General features: G+C 51.4%; 19 protein-coding genes and 1 riboswitch. Of the genes, 9 read left to right on the top strand and 10 right to left on the bottom strand.

The features are described 5' to 3' along the window. The first annotated feature begins 123 nt into the window (after positions 1-123). Together sdaA and ABVN36_RS13460 are read left to right on the top strand one after the other, a co-directional pair. Positions 124-1,488 carry an L-serine ammonia-lyase gene (sdaA, locus tag ABVN36_RS13465; protein ID WP_000624277.1) on the top strand — a complete coding sequence of 455 codons (1,365 nt, stop codon included), beginning with the start codon at positions 124-126 and terminating at the stop codon, positions 1,486-1,488. 137 nt (positions 1,489-1,625) lie between these two features. Further along, on the top strand, positions 1,626-3,227 hold the full coding sequence (locus ABVN36_RS13460) for an EAL domain-containing protein (protein WP_023138820.1): 1,602 nt from the start codon (positions 1,626-1,628) through the stop codon (positions 3,225-3,227). A gap of 21 nt (positions 3,228-3,248) precedes the next feature. Here the strand turns inward: ABVN36_RS13460 and yoaE are convergent, their stop codons facing one another. Together yoaE and ABVN36_RS13450 are read right to left on the bottom strand one after the other, a co-directional pair. Continuing rightward, entirely contained in the window at positions 3,249-4,808 is a 1,560-nt protein-coding gene (gene yoaE, locus ABVN36_RS13455) for a CNNM family cation transport protein YoaE (protein WP_000421815.1), read from the bottom strand. Beyond that, on the bottom strand, positions 4,796-4,963 hold the full coding sequence (locus ABVN36_RS13450) for a protein YoaL (protein WP_370739650.1): 168 nt from the start codon (positions 4,961-4,963) through the stop codon (positions 4,796-4,798). Before ABVN36_RS13450 ends, yoaE begins: the two co-directional genes overlap by 13 nt. A gap of 317 nt (positions 4,964-5,280) precedes the next feature. Between ABVN36_RS13450 and manX the strand changes: the two genes are divergently transcribed. The 5 genes from manX (at position 5,281) to mntP (ending at position 9,459) form a co-directional block, all read left to right on the top strand. Next, positions 5,281-6,249 (top strand): PTS mannose transporter subunit IIAB, encoded by a 969-nt coding sequence (manX, locus tag ABVN36_RS13445; protein WP_000150521.1) that lies wholly within the window; start codon positions 5,281-5,283, stop codon positions 6,247-6,249. Between the two features lie 52 nt (positions 6,250-6,301). Continuing rightward, positions 6,302-7,102, top strand: coding sequence for a PTS mannose transporter subunit IIC (gene manY / locus ABVN36_RS13440; protein WP_000406918.1), 801 nt, complete (start codon positions 6,302-6,304; stop codon positions 7,100-7,102). A gap of 12 nt (positions 7,103-7,114) precedes the next feature. Further along, complete coding sequence (locus tag ABVN36_RS13435; RefSeq protein WP_001518647.1) at positions 7,115-7,966, top strand: PTS mannose transporter subunit IID; 852 nt, start codon at positions 7,115-7,117, stop codon at positions 7,964-7,966. A gap of 58 nt (positions 7,967-8,024) precedes the next feature. Further along, a complete protein-coding gene (locus tag ABVN36_RS13430) occupies positions 8,025-8,483 on the top strand; it encodes a DUF986 family protein (RefSeq protein ID WP_000156280.1) in 459 nt (152 codons plus the stop codon). 196 nt (positions 8,484-8,679) lie between these two features. Next, a riboswitch (yybP-ykoY riboswitch) is annotated at positions 8,680-8,781 on the top strand. A gap of 111 nt (positions 8,782-8,892) precedes the next feature. Beyond that, a complete protein-coding gene (gene mntP / locus ABVN36_RS13425) occupies positions 8,893-9,459 on the top strand; it encodes a manganese efflux pump MntP (protein WP_001518359.1) in 567 nt (188 codons plus the stop codon). On the opposite strand, the gene rlmA is transcribed toward mntP, so the two are convergent. From rlmA to mgrB, 6 genes are all read right to left on the bottom strand, one after another. Next, complete coding sequence (gene rlmA / locus ABVN36_RS13420) at positions 9,456-10,265, bottom strand: 23S rRNA (guanine(745)-N(1))-methyltransferase (RefSeq protein WP_000010920.1); 810 nt, start codon at positions 10,263-10,265, stop codon at positions 9,456-9,458. The genes mntP and rlmA overlap by 4 nt on opposite strands. 65 nt (positions 10,266-10,330) lie before the next feature. Next, complete coding sequence (ftsI, locus tag ABVN36_RS13415; protein ID WP_023138821.1) at positions 10,331-12,076, bottom strand: peptidoglycan glycosyltransferase FtsI; 1,746 nt, start codon at positions 12,074-12,076, stop codon at positions 10,331-10,333. Positions 12,077-12,295: 219 nt separating this feature from the next. Next, positions 12,296-12,505: a transcription antiterminator/RNA stability regulator CspE gene (gene cspE, locus ABVN36_RS13410; protein WP_001062678.1), complete on the bottom strand. Its 210-nt coding sequence runs from the start codon at positions 12,503-12,505 to the stop codon at positions 12,296-12,298. Positions 12,506-12,517: 12 nt separating this feature from the next. Next, positions 12,518-12,661 carry a DUF2627 domain-containing protein gene (locus ABVN36_RS13405; protein ID WP_001537930.1) on the bottom strand — a complete coding sequence of 48 codons (144 nt, stop codon included), beginning with the start codon at positions 12,659-12,661 and terminating at the stop codon, positions 12,518-12,520. A 648-nt stretch (positions 12,662-13,309) separates the two neighbouring features. After that, complete coding sequence (locus ABVN36_RS13400) at positions 13,310-13,597, bottom strand: YebO family protein (RefSeq protein WP_001000660.1); 288 nt, start codon at positions 13,595-13,597, stop codon at positions 13,310-13,312. A gap of 70 nt (positions 13,598-13,667) precedes the next feature. Next, a complete protein-coding gene (gene mgrB, locus ABVN36_RS13395; protein WP_000714547.1) occupies positions 13,668-13,811 on the bottom strand; it encodes a PhoP/PhoQ regulator MgrB in 144 nt (47 codons plus the stop codon). 157 nt (positions 13,812-13,968) lie between these two features. On the opposite strand from mgrB, the gene yobH reads away from it, so the two are divergent. Beyond that, positions 13,969-14,208, top strand: a complete 240-nt coding sequence (yobH, locus tag ABVN36_RS13390; protein WP_001236780.1) for an invasion protein YobH — start codon at positions 13,969-13,971, stop codon at positions 14,206-14,208. A gap of 212 nt (positions 14,209-14,420) precedes the next feature. Here yobH and kdgR read toward each other — a convergent pair whose 3' ends face one another. Continuing rightward, positions 14,421-15,212 carry a DNA-binding transcriptional regulator KdgR gene (gene kdgR / locus ABVN36_RS13385; RefSeq protein WP_001262195.1) on the bottom strand — a complete coding sequence of 264 codons (792 nt, stop codon included), beginning with the start codon at positions 15,210-15,212 and terminating at the stop codon, positions 14,421-14,423. Between the two features lie 175 nt (positions 15,213-15,387). Between kdgR and ABVN36_RS13380 the strand changes: the two genes are divergently transcribed. Further along, on the top strand, positions 15,388-16,761 hold the full coding sequence (locus tag ABVN36_RS13380) for an MFS transporter (RefSeq protein ID WP_000416139.1): 1,374 nt from the start codon (positions 15,388-15,390) through the stop codon (positions 16,759-16,761). Positions 16,762-16,808: 47 nt separating this feature from the next. Here the strand turns inward: ABVN36_RS13380 and htpX are convergent, their stop codons facing one another. Beyond that, positions 16,809-17,690 carry a protease HtpX gene (htpX, locus tag ABVN36_RS13375; RefSeq protein ID WP_000984498.1) on the bottom strand — a complete coding sequence of 294 codons (882 nt, stop codon included), beginning with the start codon at positions 17,688-17,690 and terminating at the stop codon, positions 16,809-16,811. Between the last annotated feature and the right edge of the window lie 36 nt (positions 17,691-17,726).

Raw genomic sequence — 17,726 nt, 5'->3', positions numbered from 1 at the left:
ACGCGGTTATTCATTAGTTTAATTCATGTGAATAGTTAAGCTGATGCCAGCGTTCCCTCTTACACTATGCGCAGTTATAACATCGTAACCGGAAGCCCCGGTTGCCCTGTCAGGAGTATTATCGTGATTAGCCTATTCGACATGTTTAAGGTAGGGATTGGTCCCTCCTCTTCCCACACTGTTGGCCCGATGAAGGCCGGTAAACAGTTCGTCGATGACCTGGTCGAAAAAGGATTACTGGATAACGTTACCCGCGTCGCTGTCGATGTCTACGGCTCGCTGTCGCTGACGGGGAAAGGTCACCATACCGATATCGCCATTATTATGGGTCTGGCGGGTAATGAACCCGCTACCGTGGATATTGATAGTATCCCCGGTTTTATTCGCGACGTCGAAACGCGCGAGCGTCTGTTACTGGCCCAGGGACGTCACGAAGTCGACTTCCCGAAAGATGACGGAATGCGTTTTCACAACGGCAATTTGCCGCTGCATGAAAACGGGATGCAGATCCACGCCTGGCATGACGACACGGTCATTTATAGCAAGACGTACTATTCCATCGGCGGCGGCTTTATCGTTGATGAAGAGCATTTCGGCCAGGAAGCGACGAATGAGGTTACTGTACCTTATCCGTTTAAATCGGCGAAAGAAATGCTGGAGTATTGCAACAGCACCGGCCTTTCACTCTCCGGCATGGTGATGCAAAACGAACTGGCGCTGCATAGCAAGAAAGAGATTGAAGAGTATTTCGGTCACGTCTGGCAAACCATGCAGGCTTGTATTGATCGCGGTATGAATACCGAAGGCGTTCTGCCGGGGCCGCTGCGCGTACCGCGTCGCGCCTCCGCGCTGCGTCGTATGCTGGTTTCCAGCGATAAGCTTTCCAGCGATCCGATGAACGTCATTGACTGGGTGAACATGTTTGCTCTGGCGGTGAACGAAGAGAACGCCGCAGGTGGTCGCGTCGTGACGGCGCCAACCAACGGCGCGTGCGGCATCGTGCCTGCGGTACTGGCTTACTACGACCATTTTATTGAGTCTGTCAGCCCAGATATTTACACCCGCTACTTCCTGGCGGCAGGCGCTATTGGCGCGCTGTATAAGATGAACGCGTCTATTTCCGGCGCGGAAGTCGGCTGTCAGGGTGAAGTCGGGGTCGCCTGTTCGATGGCGGCGGCAGGCCTTGCTGAACTGTTGGGCGCCAGCCCGGAACAGGTTTGCGTTGCCGCTGAAATCGGCATGGAGCATAACCTGGGGCTGACCTGCGACCCGGTTGCCGGTCAGGTGCAGGTGCCGTGTATCGAGCGTAACGCCATTGCTTCGGTTAAAGCGATTAACGCTGCGCGTATGGCCATGCGTCGAACCAGCGCGCCGCGCGTCTCGCTGGATAAAGTCATCGAAACGATGTACGAGACCGGAAAAGACATGAACGCAAAATACCGCGAAACGTCGCGCGGCGGGCTGGCCATTAAAGTCCAGTGTGATTAAACGCCGTTTCCCCTCCCTTCGCCCATCTGCTACGGATGGGCGAAATTTTTATCTCTTCCTCGTCGACTCCACGTTTCCCCACTACACTTGCTGTGTCGCGGTTGGCTTTTGTCGCCAACGCTTATTGGGCGGCCCGCATGCAAACAGCACAACGGATCATCAATCATTATCGCCGTAATCGTTTCATTGTTTGCACGATTTGTGCACTGGTCACGCTCATTCTTACGCTGAGCATCCGATTTATTTCGGAGCGGAACTTAAATCACCATCGCACGGTTGCATTCGCGAATCATGCCGTTGATGCGCTGGATAATGTGCTGCATCCTCTCCTGGTCGGACGAAACATACTGCTACCCTTACTTGAGCTTCCGTGCGCGACCGCGCATTTGCCGTTGCGTAAGCAAGCCGCCCGCCTGCAAACCATTCGTTCTATCGGGCTGGTAAAAGAGGGAATTCTCTACTGCTCAAGCATTTTTGGCGCCCGTAATACTCCCATACGCCAGCTTCAGCCCGATCTTCCCGCAGCTGGCGATCTGCTGCTACTTTCCACGGACCAATCGTTACTCAAGGGAAGCCCGATCCTCATTCAGTGGTATCCCGCCTCTGCCAATGGACAGGATGGCGTGATGGAAATTGTGAATATTGGCTTGCTGACGACTATGCTACTTGAGCCGCAGCAGCCGCAAATTACCAGCGCCAGCCTGACGGTCGGCAAACGGCACCTGTTATATGGTCGGGGCGTGGTCGATACTCTTCCGGAATTAAAAAAAGATGAAGAGCGTTACCAGCTTTCATCGCGGCATTTCCCTTTTACTATCAGCGTCAGCGGGCCGTCGGCAGGCGTACTGGCGTTCAAACATCTCCCGACGCAGTTACCGCTGGCCGTATTGCTTAGCCTGTTGATCGGTTATATCGCCTGGCTGGCAACGGCCAGCAGAATGAGCTTTTCCTGGGAGATTAATCTGGCCCTTGCCGAACGGGAGTTTGAGCTATTTTGTCAGCCGTTGCTTAATGCCCGCACGCAGCAGTGTACCGGCGTTGAAATCCTGTTACGCTGGAACAACCCACGCCAGGGCTGGATCTCTCCGGATGTTTTTATTCCTATCGCCGAAGAGCATAACCTGATAGCGCCGCTGACCCGCTATGTGATTGCGGAAACCATTCGGCAACGGCACTACTTCCCCATCAACCATCAGTTTCATATCGGCATCAATGTGGCGGCAAGCCATTTCCGACACGGCGTGCTTCTCAAGGATCTTAATCAGTACTGGTTTAGTGCGGAACCTGTTCAGCAACTGGTGCTGGAGCTCACGGAACGCGACGCGTTGCTTGACGTTGATTACCGCCTGATGCGCGAGCTGCATCGTAAAGACGTGAAGTTAGCCATCGATGATTTTGGCACAGGAAACAGCTCGCTCTCCTGGCTGGAAAAACTGCGGCCGGATATTTTGAAAATCGATAAATCCTTCACCGCCGCCATCGGTACCGATGCGGTCAATTCAACGGTGACCGATATTATTATCGCGCTGGGGCAAAGACTGAATATTGAACTGGTGGCGGAAGGGGTCGAAAACCAGACGCAGGCACAGCATTTGCGCCAGCATGGCGTGCAAATGTTACAGGGCTATCTCTATGCGAAGCCGATGCCCATTAGCGAATTTCCACAGTGGCTGGCGGGCAGCGCGCCGCCGCCCGCCCGGCATAACGGACAGATTATGTCCGCGATGCCGCATCTATAGACTTGATTCCTGCGTGTGACGTTATTCCTCTTCGTCGTGGGCAGGCTGTTCTTTAACAATCCGAACCAGATCGACACGATAGTCGTTGGCCTCGACAATGGTGATCCGCAGTGGCGGAACATCAATGACATCGCCTACACGAGGAATATGGCCATTAGCGGCGATCACTAACCCCGCGACCGTCGCAATATCGCCCTCTTCGTTCACCAGATGGTCAACTTCCAGCGCCTGCTGTAGCGCATGAAGATCGGTGCCGCCCTTCACTATCCAGCCCTCGGCATCGGCAACGATTTCCGGCGTTTCATCGGCATCCGGGAACTCACCGGCAATCGCTTCCAGCACATCCAGCGGCGTAACCAGCCCCTGCACCACGCCGAACTCGTTAGTGACGATAACGAAACTGCCGCGCGCGCGACGCAAAACGCCTAACAGATTGATAGGATCAAGCGTTTCCGGCACCACTATCGCCGGGGAAGACGCGGCGATAGCCGCAACGTCCGCGCCCTCTTCCAGCGCCACCAGCAACTCTTTCGCCCGAACGATACCGATAATTTCATCCAGCTCGCCCCGACATACCGGGAACAGGCTATGCGGAGAAGAGAGTAACTGCTGACGGATTTCAGCTACGCTGAGATTCGCATCCACCCAACTAATTTCGCCTCGCGGCGTCATAATGCCGCGCAGGGAGCGCGACGCCAGAGTCAGTACGCCGTTAATCATGTAGCGTTCTTCTTCGGCGAAGGCGCCTTCCGACACCGATATAGCGGCCGGGCTATCCGTTTCATGTTGCGTACTCGCCTGGCGTTTACCGCCCATCAGACGCAGGATAGCGTCCGCAGTACGCGCGCGCAGCGGCAACGTGGACTGATGACGAATAAAGTTGCGGCGCGCAATCTGGTTAAACACCTCGATAACGATCGAGAAACCAATTGCCGCGTACAGGTAGCCTTTCGGAATATGGAAACCGAACCCTTCCGCCACCAGGCTCAAGCCGATCATCAGCAGGAAACTCAGACAGAGCACCACCACCGTCGGATGCTGGTTGACAAAACGGGTCAGCGGTTTTGACGCCAGTAGCATCACCGCCATCGCAATCACCACCGCCGCCATCATAACCGGCAGATGGTTTACCATACCTACCGCCGTAATCACGGCGTCCAGCGAGAAGACCGCATCCAGGATGACAATCTGCGTGACTACCACCCAGAAGCTCGCATAGCCTTTACCGTGTCCGGTGTCATGCTCGCGGTTTTCCAGACGTTCATGCAGCTCGGTGGTCGCTTTAAACAGCAGGAATATACCGCCCAGCAGCATAATTAAATCGCGGCCGGAGAAGGTAAAATCCCAGACGGTAAAGAGCGGCTTTGTTAAGGTCACCAGCCACGAAATAATGGACAGCAGCGCCAGACGCATAATCAGCGCCAGCGAGAGCCCGATAAGACGCGCTTTGTCACGCTGCTTTGGCGGCAATTTATCGGCGAGGATCGCGATAAAGACCAGGTTATCGATACCCAGGACAATTTCCAGGACGACGAGCGTGAGTAAACCCACCCAAATTGAGGGATCCATTAATAATTCCATGACAAGCTCCTGCTTAAGGAATGACTAAACGGCGCCCACAACATCTCAAAGGATGCAGGCGGTAACGCAATAAACAAAGTAAGGCTATGGCAAGATATGCCAGATTGACAGGCGCAAAACGGCCAAAGAGTGAAATGACGTCGGTGACGATCCATACAACGGGCTGCTGCCCTATACCCCATTCTAATTAAACGGAAGCTAAACATAACAGAGACAACTGGTTTTTGGCAAAGATTTACCTTCCTTTGCAAAGAGATGTAACCGGGATATTTTACACTTCGAAATTTCTCATTATCGAAAACAAAATTACGGATCTCCATCACACAAAATATTTTTTTCGATATCTAAAATAATTCACGAAAATCATGCGTTTTTCGTTGTAACCCTCATCTGAATCGATTCGCTTGCGGACGGCGATTCAAAAAATACATCTGTCAAGTTGATGTGTTGACAATAATAAAGGAGGTAGCAAGTGACCATTGCTATTGTTATAGGCACACATGGTTGGGCTGCAGAGCAGTTACTTAAAACAGCCGAAATGCTGTTAGGCGAGCAGGAAAACGTCGGCTGGATCGATTTCGTTCCAGGCGAAAATGCCGAAACGCTGATCGAAAAGTACAACGCTCAGTTGGCTAAACTCGATACCAGTAAAGGCGTGCTATTTCTCGTTGATACATGGGGAGGCAGTCCGTTTAATGCTGCCAGCCGCATTGTCGTCGATAAAGAGCGCTATGAAGTTATTGCCGGCGTCAACATCCCGATGCTGGTCGAAACGTTTATGGCTCGTGACGACGATCCGAGCTTTGACGAGCTGGTCGCACTGGCGGTAGAAACCGGTCGTGAAGGCGTAAAAGCGCTGAAAGCGAAACCGGTAGAAAAAGCCGCGCCAGCGCCAGTCGCCGCCGCGCCAAAAGCGGCCGCACCGGCAAAACCGATGGGCCCGAATGATTATATGGTTATCGGGCTTGCCCGTATTGATGACCGCCTCATTCACGGTCAGGTCGCTACCCGCTGGACCAAAGAGACCAATGTCAGCCGTATTATTGTTGTGAGCGATGAAGTCGCGGCGGATACCGTACGTAAAACGCTGCTGACGCAAGTTGCGCCGCCGGGCGTTACGGCGCATGTGGTTGACGTCGCGAAAATGATTCGCGTCTACAATAACCCGAAATACGCCGGTGAACGCGTGATGCTTCTGTTTACCAATCCTACCGACGTCGAGCGCATCGTTGAGGGCGGCGTGAAAGTCACTTCCGTGAACATTGGCGGTATGGCCTATCGTCAAGGTAAAACGCAGGTGAACAACGCCGTTTCCGTCGATGAAAAGGATATCGAAGCCTTTAAAAAGCTCAACGAGCGCGGCATCGAGCTTGAGGTGCGTAAAGTTTCCACCGATCCGAAACTGAAAATGATGGATTTAATTGCCAAAGTGGCGAAATAACCGCCGGCATTTAATTAGCTTTCACACTTAAGATAGCAATAGGAGAAGTACAATGGAGATTACCACTCTTCAGATTGTGCTGGTGTTCATCGTCGCATGTATCGCAGGTATGGAGTCGGTACTTGATGAATTTCAGTTCCACCGTCCGCTGATCGCCTGTACCTTAATCGGCGCCGTTCTGGGGGACATGAAAACCGGTATTATCATCGGCGGTACTCTGGAAATGATCGCGCTGGGCTGGATGAACATCGGTGCTGCCGTTGCGCCTGATGCCGCACTGGCGTCCATCATCTCTACCGTTCTGGTCATCGCCGGGCATCAAAGCATTGGTGCCGGTATCGCGCTGGCGATTCCGCTGGCGGCAGCAGGCCAGGTACTGACCATTATCGTACGTACCATCACCGTGGCATTCCAGCACGCGGCGGACAAGGCGGCTGAAAACGGCAACCTGACGGCGCTCTCCTGGCTGCACGTTTCTTCTCTGTTCCTGCAGGCAATGCGTATCGCTATCCCGGCGGTTATCGTTGCCATCTCCGTAGGCACCAGCGAAGTACAGGGAATGCTGAATGCGATTCCTGAAGTCGTCACAGGCGGTCTGAACATCGCCGGCGGCATGATCGTCGTGGTTGGTTATGCGATGGTTATCAACATGATGCGCGCAGGCTACCTGATGCCGTTCTTCTACCTCGGTTTCGTCACCGCGGCTTTCACAAACTTCAACCTGGTCGCACTGGGTGTCATCGGCGCAGTGATGGCTATTCTTTACATCCAGCTGAGCCCGAAATACAACCGTGTAGCGGGCGCGCCTGCAGCGGCTGCTGGCAATAACGATCTCGACAACGAACTGGACTAACAGGTGAGCGAAATGGTTGATATGACTAAAACTACCACCGAGAAAAAACTCACTCCGAGCGATATTCGCGGCGTATTTCTTCGTTCTAACCTGTTCCAGGGGTCATGGAACTTCGAACGTATGCAAGCGCTGGGCTTCTGCTTCTCTATGGTGCCGGCGATTCGTCGCCTGTATCCGGAGAATAATGACGCGCGTAAACAGGCGATTAAACGTCACCTGGAGTTCTTTAACACCCATCCTTACGTTGCGGCGCCGGTACTGGGCGTGACGCTGGCAATGGAAGAAAAGCGTGCGAACGGCGCAGAGATTGACGATGGCGCTATCAACGGTATCAAAGTCGGTCTGATGGGACCGCTGGCAGGCGTCGGCGACCCTATCTTCTGGGGTACCGTCCGTCCGGTATTCGCGGCGCTGGGCGCAGGTATTGCAATGAGCGGCAGCCTGCTTGGTCCGCTGCTGTTTTTCATCCTGTTTAACCTGGTGCGTCTGGCGACCCGCTATTATGGCGTGGCTTATGGCTACCGCAAAGGCGTCGATATCGTTAAAGATATGGGCGGCGGCTTCCTGCAAAAACTGACTGAGGGGGCGTCAATCCTCGGCCTGTTTGTCATGGGGGCATTGGTTAACAAGTGGACGCATGTGAATATCCCGCTGGTGGTCTCCACCATCACCGGTCAGGATGGTCAGACACGCGTTACCACCGTGCAAACCATTCTCGACCAGCTGATGCCGGGTCTGGTTCCGCTACTGTTGACCTTTGCCTGTATGTGGCTGCTGCGTAAGAAAGTTAACCCGCTGTGGATTATCGTGGGCTTCTTCGTCATTGGTATCGCCGGCTACTCCGTAGGACTGCTGGGCCAGTAAGACTGTTGTACACTACCGGGGCCAAACGGCCCCGTTTTTTTATTTCTCTGGAGGATAAATGACTATCACGGACCTGGTGCTGATTCTCTTTATTGCCGCATTATTGGCTTACGCTCTCTACGATCAGTTCATCATGCCCCGTCGCAATGGCCCCACTCTGCTTTCTATAGCCCTGCTCCGCCGCGGTCGCGTAGACAGCGTTATCTTCGTTGGGTTGGTCGCCATCCTTATTTATAACAACGTAACCAGCCACGGAGCGCAGATGACCACATGGTTATTAAGTGCGCTGGCGTTAATGGGGTTTTATATATTCTGGATCCGCACGCCACGGATCATCTTTAAACAACGTGGCTTTTTCTTCGCCAATGTCTGGATAGAATATAACCGTATTAAAGAGATGAATTTATCGGAAGACGGCGTACTGGTGATGCAATTAGAACAACGACGCTTGCTTATCCGTGTACGCAATATCGACGATCTGGAAAAAATATATAAACTTCTTATTGAAAATCAATAATCTAAGATATAGCCTCAACTATGTTTTTCGAATTTTATTTCGAATCATAATATAGCTAAGGCTATATTTCCTATTGACCAATTGTTATTTAATTTAACGTTTTATTGATGAACAAATCTAAATGAAAATCGTTTTCAATTAGAAGACAAATAATATTTTATCGCTGTTGTTTTATATTCTAAAAATATGTTAATGTTGCGCCGTCAATTGGGGAGTAGCCGATTTCCAGACTCCGGAAATGTACGCGTCAACATACTCGTTGCAAAACGTGGCGCGTACGGACCAGCCGCCGCTGGTCAGGCGAGACCATAGGCGCATCAACTGCTGTGTATTTCGTCACAGAATGGCGACATGCATGTTTGCTGGGGGCAGTGATGTGTTTAATGGATACCCCGGTCAGGACGCTGTCATGCACTTTACTGCTACTGTTCTTCTCGCTTTCGGCATGTCGATGGATGCTTTCGCGGCATCAATTGGCAAAGGCGCCACCCTACATAAACCCAAATTCTCAGAAGCGTTGCGTACCGGCCTTATCTTTGGCGCGGTTGAAACGCTGACCCCGTTAATCGGCTGGGGGCTGGGGATATTGGCGAGTAAATTCGTTCTGGAATGGAACCACTGGATAGCCTTTGTTCTGCTGATCTTTCTGGGCGGACGCATGATCATCGAAGGTATCCGCGGCGGTAGCGATGAAGATGAAACACCGTTACGTCGCCACAGCTTTTGGCTATTAGTCACGACGGCTATCGCGACCAGCCTCGATGCGATGGCGGTTGGCGTCGGTCTGGCGTTTTTGCAGGTAAACATCATCGCTACCGCATTAGCTATCGGTTGCGCCACGCTTATCATGTCCACCCTCGGAATGATGATCGGTCGCTTTATCGGCCCAATGCTGGGTAAGCGTGCTGAAATTCTCGGCGGGGTCGTACTGATAGGAATTGGCGTCCAGATCCTCTGGACGCATTTTCACGGTTAACGGTTACGCTGCCAGAGATGAAGGTTGAAATCCGTCTGGCAGCTAAGTCCGGCGCTGGCGGCCAGTTGTTCCCACACGTCTGGCCTGGCGCGCCAGGCAAATGGCGTCATTTGCAACAGTGCTACAGCCGCTTCGGCGGTGAGCTGCATGTGATAAGCAAGGCGGGTACTCTGCAGCAATGTGAATCCGTCGAGCTGCTCGGTATACGGCGCATGTAAACGCACCTCATCATAAATGAGCCCTTTTAGTTCCATCAGATGATGAGGCCCCGGCGTGGCGGTAACGACCCAACCACCAGGTTTCACCACACGCGCCAATTCCTGCGCCTTACACGGGGCGTAGATTCTGATCACCGCATCCATTGACGCATCGGCAAAGGGCAGTCGATGGCTTGACGCCACACAAAACTTCACCTGCGAATAGCGCTTCGCCGCCGCTTTGATCGCCGTTTTAGCAACGTCCAGTCCAAACGTGGTGACTCCCGGCAACGCCTCGGCAAAAGCATGAGTGTAATACCCCTCGCCGCAGCCGATATCCAGAATCGCCGTGGCCGACTGATCCAGCCGCTCGCGCAACAGGTTAATCACCGCATCGCGCAGCGGCTGATAATGGCCCGCATCAAGAAACGCTCTCCTCGCCTGCATCATTTCGGCGCTGTCGCCCGGATCGCGCGAACGTTTATGCTGTACCGGCAGCAGATTGATGTAGCCCTCTTTCGCCACATCAAACTGATGGCGCTGTGGACATATAACGCTGTTATTAATCTGCGTAAGCGGCTGATGGCAAAGCGGACAGGTAAACGACATGACAACTCCGGACTGGGGCGCTAAAGGGCGCAAGTGTAACGCGAATTGCGCCCCGGGAAAATCCTTTACGAGCCCGGAACCGCAACGTGGCTGCCATGCATCACCAGAAGGTGATCTGAATCGGCTGGCATACCGTCTGGCTCAACATTTTCCAGCCGCAGCACATCGCCCATGATCTGGCTGAATACGGGCGCAGATACCGCGCCGCCATAATAAGCCCCGTTTTGCGGATTATTAATCACCACCACCAGCGCAAATCTGGGGTTACTTGCCGGCGCGACGCCTGCGGTATATGCCACATACTTATCGACGTATTTACCATCATCGCCAATTTTTTTCGCCGTCCCGGTTTTGACCGCAATACGGTAGTCTCTTACTGCGGCTTTTGTTCCGCCGCCGCCAGGCAACGCGACGCTCTCCATCATATGTTCCACCTCGTGCACCAGTTCTTCCGGCATTACCCGCGTGCCGATCACGGGCGGATCAACTTTGGTGATCGATAACGGACGGTAGATACCAAAGCTGCCAATCGTGGCATAAACATGCGCCAGTTGCAGCGGCGTCACCATTAATCCATAGCCAAAAGCGAAGGTAGCGCGATCTAAATCACTCCAGTAACGGCGTTTCGGTAATAACCCGCTGCTCTCTCCGGTGAGACCCAGTCCGGTAGGCACGCCGAAACCAAAGCTTTTATAAGTATCCATTAATTTCTGCACCGGCATCGCCAGAGAAAGGTGAGAAACGCCGGTATCGCTGGATTTTTGCAAAATGCCGGTTAATGTCAGTTCCGGATAGTAACCGACGTCGCGGATACGGTGTCCATCGAGAGTAAAAGGATGGGTATCGATAACGCTGTCCGGCTGCACGATGCCCTGCTGTAACGCAGTCATAATGACCAATGGCTTCACAGTAGAACCGGGTTCGAAAGTATCGCTAATCGCGCGGTTACGAAAATCGTCCAACTGCGCGCCTTCACGGTTGTTCGGGTTGAAATCCGGGTAGCTCGCCATCGAGAGAATTTCACCCGTTGGGATGTTAATCAATACGGCAGCGCCGGATTCCGCTTTGTTCCAGATGACGGCGTTATCCAGCGCATCTTCGGTAACCGTTTGCAGACGTTCATCAATGCTAAGCTGAAGTTCATGAGCAGGAACCGGATTCACTTCCGTAATGTTCTCAATAACGTGACCAAATTTATCTTTACGCACCAGTCGGGAGCCCGGTTTTCCCGTCAGTTGCGCGTTAAAGCTCTTTTCAATACCTTCTATTCCCTGCCCGTCGATATTGGTAAAGCCGATCAAATTGGCCGCTACGTGTCCGGCAGGGTAAAAACGGCGCGACTCTTCCCGCAGGTTAATACCCGGTAGATTCAGTTTATCTATCCATTCGGCTTGCTGGGGTGAAACCTGGCGCGCGAGGTAGATAAAACGGCCAGCCGGGTTACTGTTTACCCGTTCCGCAAGCGTACTGAGCGACAGATGCAGGGCGCTGGCCAGCGCCTGCCAGCGCTCATTGTAGCCAACGCCGCCTTTGCTTATGATAGTCTTCGGATCGGCCCAGACAGCATTAACTGGAACACTCACCGCTAAGGGCCGCCCTTCTCTGTCGGTGATCATGCCGCGTGGAGAGGCCGTGGTCACTTCACGAAGCGAGCGCATATCTTCTTGTTTCACCAGTTTCGACGGCGTAACAATTTGCAACCATGCCACCCGCCCTAACAACAATGCCATACTGAGCAGAATGGCAATGCAAAGTAGTGCAAAACGTATGGGCGTAAAATTACGGGTATCGCCGTCGCTTTTCTTTTTCACCTGATCTCCAGCCGAATCATTTTTCAGGTGATTGATTTAACGGGAAACGGACGGAAAAACCAGAAAAAACAATGCTAATAACCTCGCGCCTTTGCAACAAATCGCTAACGAGAGCGCATCCAGACACATTTTGAAGGATATTGAATTAAAAAGCCCCGCTTTTAGCGAGGCTTTATATCTGAGGCTGACGCGACAAACGCATCAAATCAGTGGTGTCGATCAGATAGCTGTTACGTTAACAGCAGCCGGACCTTTCTGGCCGTCCTGAATTTCGAACTCAACGTTCTGGCCTTCCGCCAGAGTTTTGAAACCATTGCCCTGGATAGCGGAGAAGTGTACGAACACATCTTTGCTGCCGTCAGCCGGAGTAATGAAGCCAAAACCTTTGGATTCGTTGAACCACTTAACTTGACCTTTAATCTTTGCCATTTGCAAAATTCCTTAGAGTGTTTTCTTTGCCCGTAGGCATAACATAGATAAAACTGAGACATTACTGCTTGAGGCACTAATATAAGGTTCGGCAGAGAAGCGGTATTCAACGTCAACGTGTTTACTCAGGACTTCTTTACTGAAAATGCCACACATAAACAGAACTGTACCTCGTTTAACCCAAAGCCTGTTATCACATACAACGTTAATTATGGCAAGCCATTTTTAAACGTGTCTCGATCCGTCGCACAAATTACGAGAACCTTCACAAATTGACAGCACGTTTATGCAACAAAATTGCGAAAGATATATCCTCACGCGCTGACGGACTCCTGACAACGTCACTGCTGAAAAGCCATTTTTCTACCATAGCTCAATAACTTCGCTTCTTCCAGTGCATCAAATCACATTTAAAAGCTGTATTTTTCATATCACTTTTTATGCTGAGTTATGCATAAATTGTCACAATGATAAAAAACACCTTTTAATCAAAATAATAGAAAAGAAAAGCGATTTTCGACACCGCTTTTTGTGATGTTCTGCGTCTTTACAGAATGCCTTAAAATAATGAACAAACAATGACAATCCATAAAGAGAGAGAAACGTTTCGCTTTTAATAGAGAATGAGCGGTATCACAAAAATGCCATATGTCCATTTGTTATACATATAAAACTATGTTGCATATAAAGCCATATATTATGTAAGGTGTTGATGCTGTAGTATCAGTTGCAAACGGCAACGCGGAGAGATCCGACGGGGAAATGGGGCGTATGGCACTGGCGCCATTTGCGCCCCGGTAAGCATTATCGTTCTGCAACCAGACGAATGATGTCCTCATCCTCTTTTGGTTCGCTTGCCGCTGTTGCGGGTTCCGCTTCTTTTTCTGGTTCGTTTGCTTCGCAAAGGCGACGTAACAACGCGTTTTGCCGCTTCTGTTGATCCAATAACGCTTCGAGCAGTTCTATCTGCTCGTTGGCACGGGAACTTGCCCGGTTGACAAAGAACCAGAGCGCCAGCCCCACCACCAGAACCACCATTGATACTATTAAAGATGCAAGAGAAAACGCACCAGAGTTTAAAACGTCGTTCATTTCACCACCTCAATGTAGAGACGTCATTCTACCACTGCTACACGGGAAGGAAATCTCTGGTGTAAAACGTTTACCAGGGAATAAATTTATTGATGGCGCAAATACCGCTGAAAAATTGTACATCCTGATCGCACATGATATTAAACACCTGCGCCCACAGCAACAGGCATACTACCACCACGATGCCGAGAACGACCCATCGAAATTTTTTCACTCCACTCTCCGATCTTACATCTTATGTCGCTAAATTATCATGAGTTACTTAAACCAGGAGTAACTGTAGCGGCATTATATGTTTTTAGGAATGATTCACTTGTTTCAATCAATGTACACGCTACTCTTATTCTAACTAAAAAAGAAAAGAGGTAGTAATGCGTTTGATCATTCGCGCAATTGTATTGTTTGCCCTGGTGTGGATAGGCCTGCTGATGAGCGGCTATGGCGTCCTGGTGGGAAGTAAAGTGAACGCTGCGGGGCTGGGTTTACAGTGCCATTACCTGACCGCACGCGGCACCAGCACGGCGCAATATCTCCATACCAACAGCGGCATTATTGGCTTTTCCGACTGTCCCATTTTCAGAAAAATCGCCACCGTGGTGGATAATGGCTAAGCGGCAATAAATAATTTCACAGTGAAACTATCGCCAATAATTCCCCTATATTGGCTGTTGTTCATAAGTACTGTTAAATAATATTTTAATAACCGTTAAATAAGCCGACAGACATTATCTTCTTTTACGATTTCATCCCACCCGATGTTATAAAAAAAGCAGCTACATTTTTCGCAGCTGCTTTTTTTTTAACGTCATGCTAATAACGTTGCTTAGAAGGGATAATCGTTGTAACCCATTTGTTCAGAAATTTTACGCGCGGCGGCGTGTAACATAGCCACATATTCCTGTAGGCGTTCTTCTGAAAAACGCAGCGTCGGGAACGAAATGCTTAACCCTGCGATGACTACGCCAAAACGGTCAAATACCGGTACGCCGATACAACGTAACCCTTCTTCCTGTTCTTCGTTATCTTCACCGTAGCCTTGCGCACGCACTTCATCCAACAGCGGCAGCAACGCTTCAGTGCTGGTAATCGTGCGTCCAGTGCTTTGCTTATACTCTACACCGTCGAGAATCTGCTTAACCTCATCACGGTCGCGCCAGGCCAGAAGCACTTTACCGATGGCCGTACTGTACAGCGGATTACGACGCCCAATACGTGAGTACATCCGCAGATTGTACATAGAGTCAATTTTATGGATATAGACAATGCTGTCTTCATCCAGCGCGCCAAGATGGATAGTTTCTTTTGTCAGACGAGACAGTTCGCGCATCTGAATGTCCGCACTGCGGATGAGATCAACATTTTGCAAAGCTCGTGCGCCCAGCTCAAACAGCTTTAGCGTCAGAGAGTATTTTTCAGACTCCCCCTCCTGAGCCACGTAGCCCAGCGTTTTCATGGTTTGCAAAAAGCGATAAACGGTGCTTTTCGACATCATGACGCGCTGCGATAGCTCGGTAATCCCTATTTCACGCTCTTCACCCAGCGCCTGCAGAATGCCGAAAACTTTCAGCACAGAAGATACAGAATCAGGCTGCTTATCCAGATCTGCGTTTGCCATTTATCACCTCATTACGAGCGTTTTATAAAATTCAGAACGAGTTTTTATTATAATTTCACGCCAGGTCGCCCGCAATCCATCTTTGCTTACTTCGTTACAAATCTACGACATAACAACTCAGTATTAATGCTAACATTATTATTCAGCTCATAATTCCCCTTATTACAAAATACTTATGGAAAAAACACGGGCCGATGGCCTGCCCCTCCCGCAGAGATACGGCGCTATCCTGACGATTATTATCGGTATTTCGATGGCGGTTCTGGATGGCGCAATCGCTAATGTCGCGCTGCCAACCATTGCGACTGATTTACATGCCTCCCCTGCCAGCTCTATCTGGATTGTCAATGCATACCAAATCGCCATTGTCGTCTCACTGCTTTCCCTGTCTTTTTTAGGCGACATGTTTGGTTATCGCCGGATCTACAAATGTGGTTTAGTGGTATTTCTGCTTTCATCATTGTTTTGCGCGCTTTCAGACTCGCTGCAGATGCTGACGCTGGCGCGCATCGCGCAGGGATTTGGCGGCGCGGCGCTAATGAGCGTAAACACGGCGCTGATTCGTCTTATCTACCCCCAGCGTCATCTGGGACGAGGCATGGGAATTAACTCTTTTATCGTCGCAGTCTCTTCCGCCGCGGGTCCGACGATCGCCGCGGCGATTTTGTCCATCTCATCATGGAAATGGCTGTTTCTGATTAATGTCCCGTTAGGTATCATCGCGTTAATTCTGGCCATACGCTTTTTACCAGCAAACATCGCCCATGACACTAAGCCGCGCTTTGACTTACCGAGCGCGGTAATGAATGCGCTCACATTTGGCCTGCTGATTACCGCATTGAGCGGATTTGCCCAGGGACAGTCGCTAACGTTGATTGGCGCAGAGCTGCTCGTTCTGGTCGTGGTCGGGTTTTTCTTCGTGCGCCGCCAGCTTTCTTTGCCCGTCCCTTTGTTACCCATCGACTTGTTACGCATTCCGCTTTTTTCACTCTCGATCGGCACGTCAATTTGCTCGTTCTGCGCGCAAATGTTAGCCATGGTCTCGCTACCTTTTTATCTGCAAACCGTGCTGGGCCGTAGCGAAGTAGAAACCGGCCTGTTATTGACGCCCTGGCCACTGGCAACGATGGTGATGGCGCCGCTGGCGGGATACCTGATAGAACGTCTTCATGCCGGTTTGCTGGGGGCGCTGGGAATGGTGATAATGGCAGCCGGGTTGTTTGCGCTGGTCATGTTGCCAGCCTCCCCCTCCGATCTGAATATTATCTGGCCGATGATCCTTTGCGGCGCAGGGTTTGGCCTGTTCCAGTCGCCGAATAATCACACCATTATCACTTCCGCGCCGCGTGAGCGCAGCGGTGGCGCCAGCGGGATGCTGGGCACGGCGCGACTGTTAGGCCAAAGTACTGGCGCCGCGCTGGTAGCGCTGATGTTGAACCAGTTTGGCGATAGCGGTACGCATCTTTCTCTGCTCGCGGCGGCGATCCTGGCGACTCTCGCGGCGGTAGTGAGCGGTTTACGTATTACGCAGCCACGCGTTCAGGCGTAAAAAAAGCGCGTCATTCGACGCGCTTTTCATACTTGCCAGTGGGCTGATTATTTCAGGTACTCACCGCTACGTAGCGCTTCAATGCGTTTATCCAGCGGTGGGTGCGTCATAAACAGCTCGCTTAACGATTTCGATTTACCGTTAATACAAAACGCCATCATGCTGGTCGCTTCTTGCGGCTCGTAGCTGGTTTTCAGGCGCTGCAGCGCGGCAATCATTTTTTCACGGCCAACCAGCTTCGCCGATCCCGCATCGGCATGAAACTCACGGTAACGGGAGAACCACATGGTGATGATGCTCGCCAGAATACCGAAGACCAGTTCCAGCACCGTCGCAACGGCGAAATAGATTAGCGGATTACCGTTACTTCCTTCGCCTTCATCGCGGTTGCCGCCCAGAAAACCAGCGGCAATTTGCGCGATAATGCGCGAAATAAAGATAACGAAGGTGTTAACCACCCCCTGAATCAACGTCATCGTCACCATATCGCCATTGGCAATATGGCTGATTTCATGCGCAATGACGGCTTCCGCTTCGTCAGGGCTCATGTTTTGCAACAAACCGGTGCTCACAGCGACCAGTGAGGCGTCACGGCGTGCGCCCGTCGCAAACGCGTTAATGTCCGGCGCATGGTAGATAGCAACCTGCGGCATGGCGATACCGGCCTGGCGCGCTTGCGTTGCTACGGTGTTCATCAACCAGCGTTCTCTTTCATTGCGAGGCTGTTCAATAACTTCCCCTCCTACGGATTTTAACGCCATCCATTTGGACATCAGCAATGAAATAAAAGAACCGCCAAAACCAAACAGCAGCGCCATGATCAGCAAGCCTTGCACGCTGCTCGACTGTATCCCTGTCAGGCTCAGAACCAGCCCGAAAACGACCATCACGGCCAGGTTCGTCAGCAGGAAGAGCGCGATTCGCATCATAATTTTCTTTTAACCTCAATTTAACAAAGCGCACTA

The organism is Salmonella sp. SJTUF15581 (genome assembly GCF_043356775.1).
In the GTDB taxonomy this organism is placed as follows: domain Bacteria; phylum Pseudomonadota; class Gammaproteobacteria; order Enterobacterales; family Enterobacteriaceae; genus Salmonella; species Salmonella enterica.
This window is presented reverse-complemented; position numbering and strand designations above follow the sequence as displayed.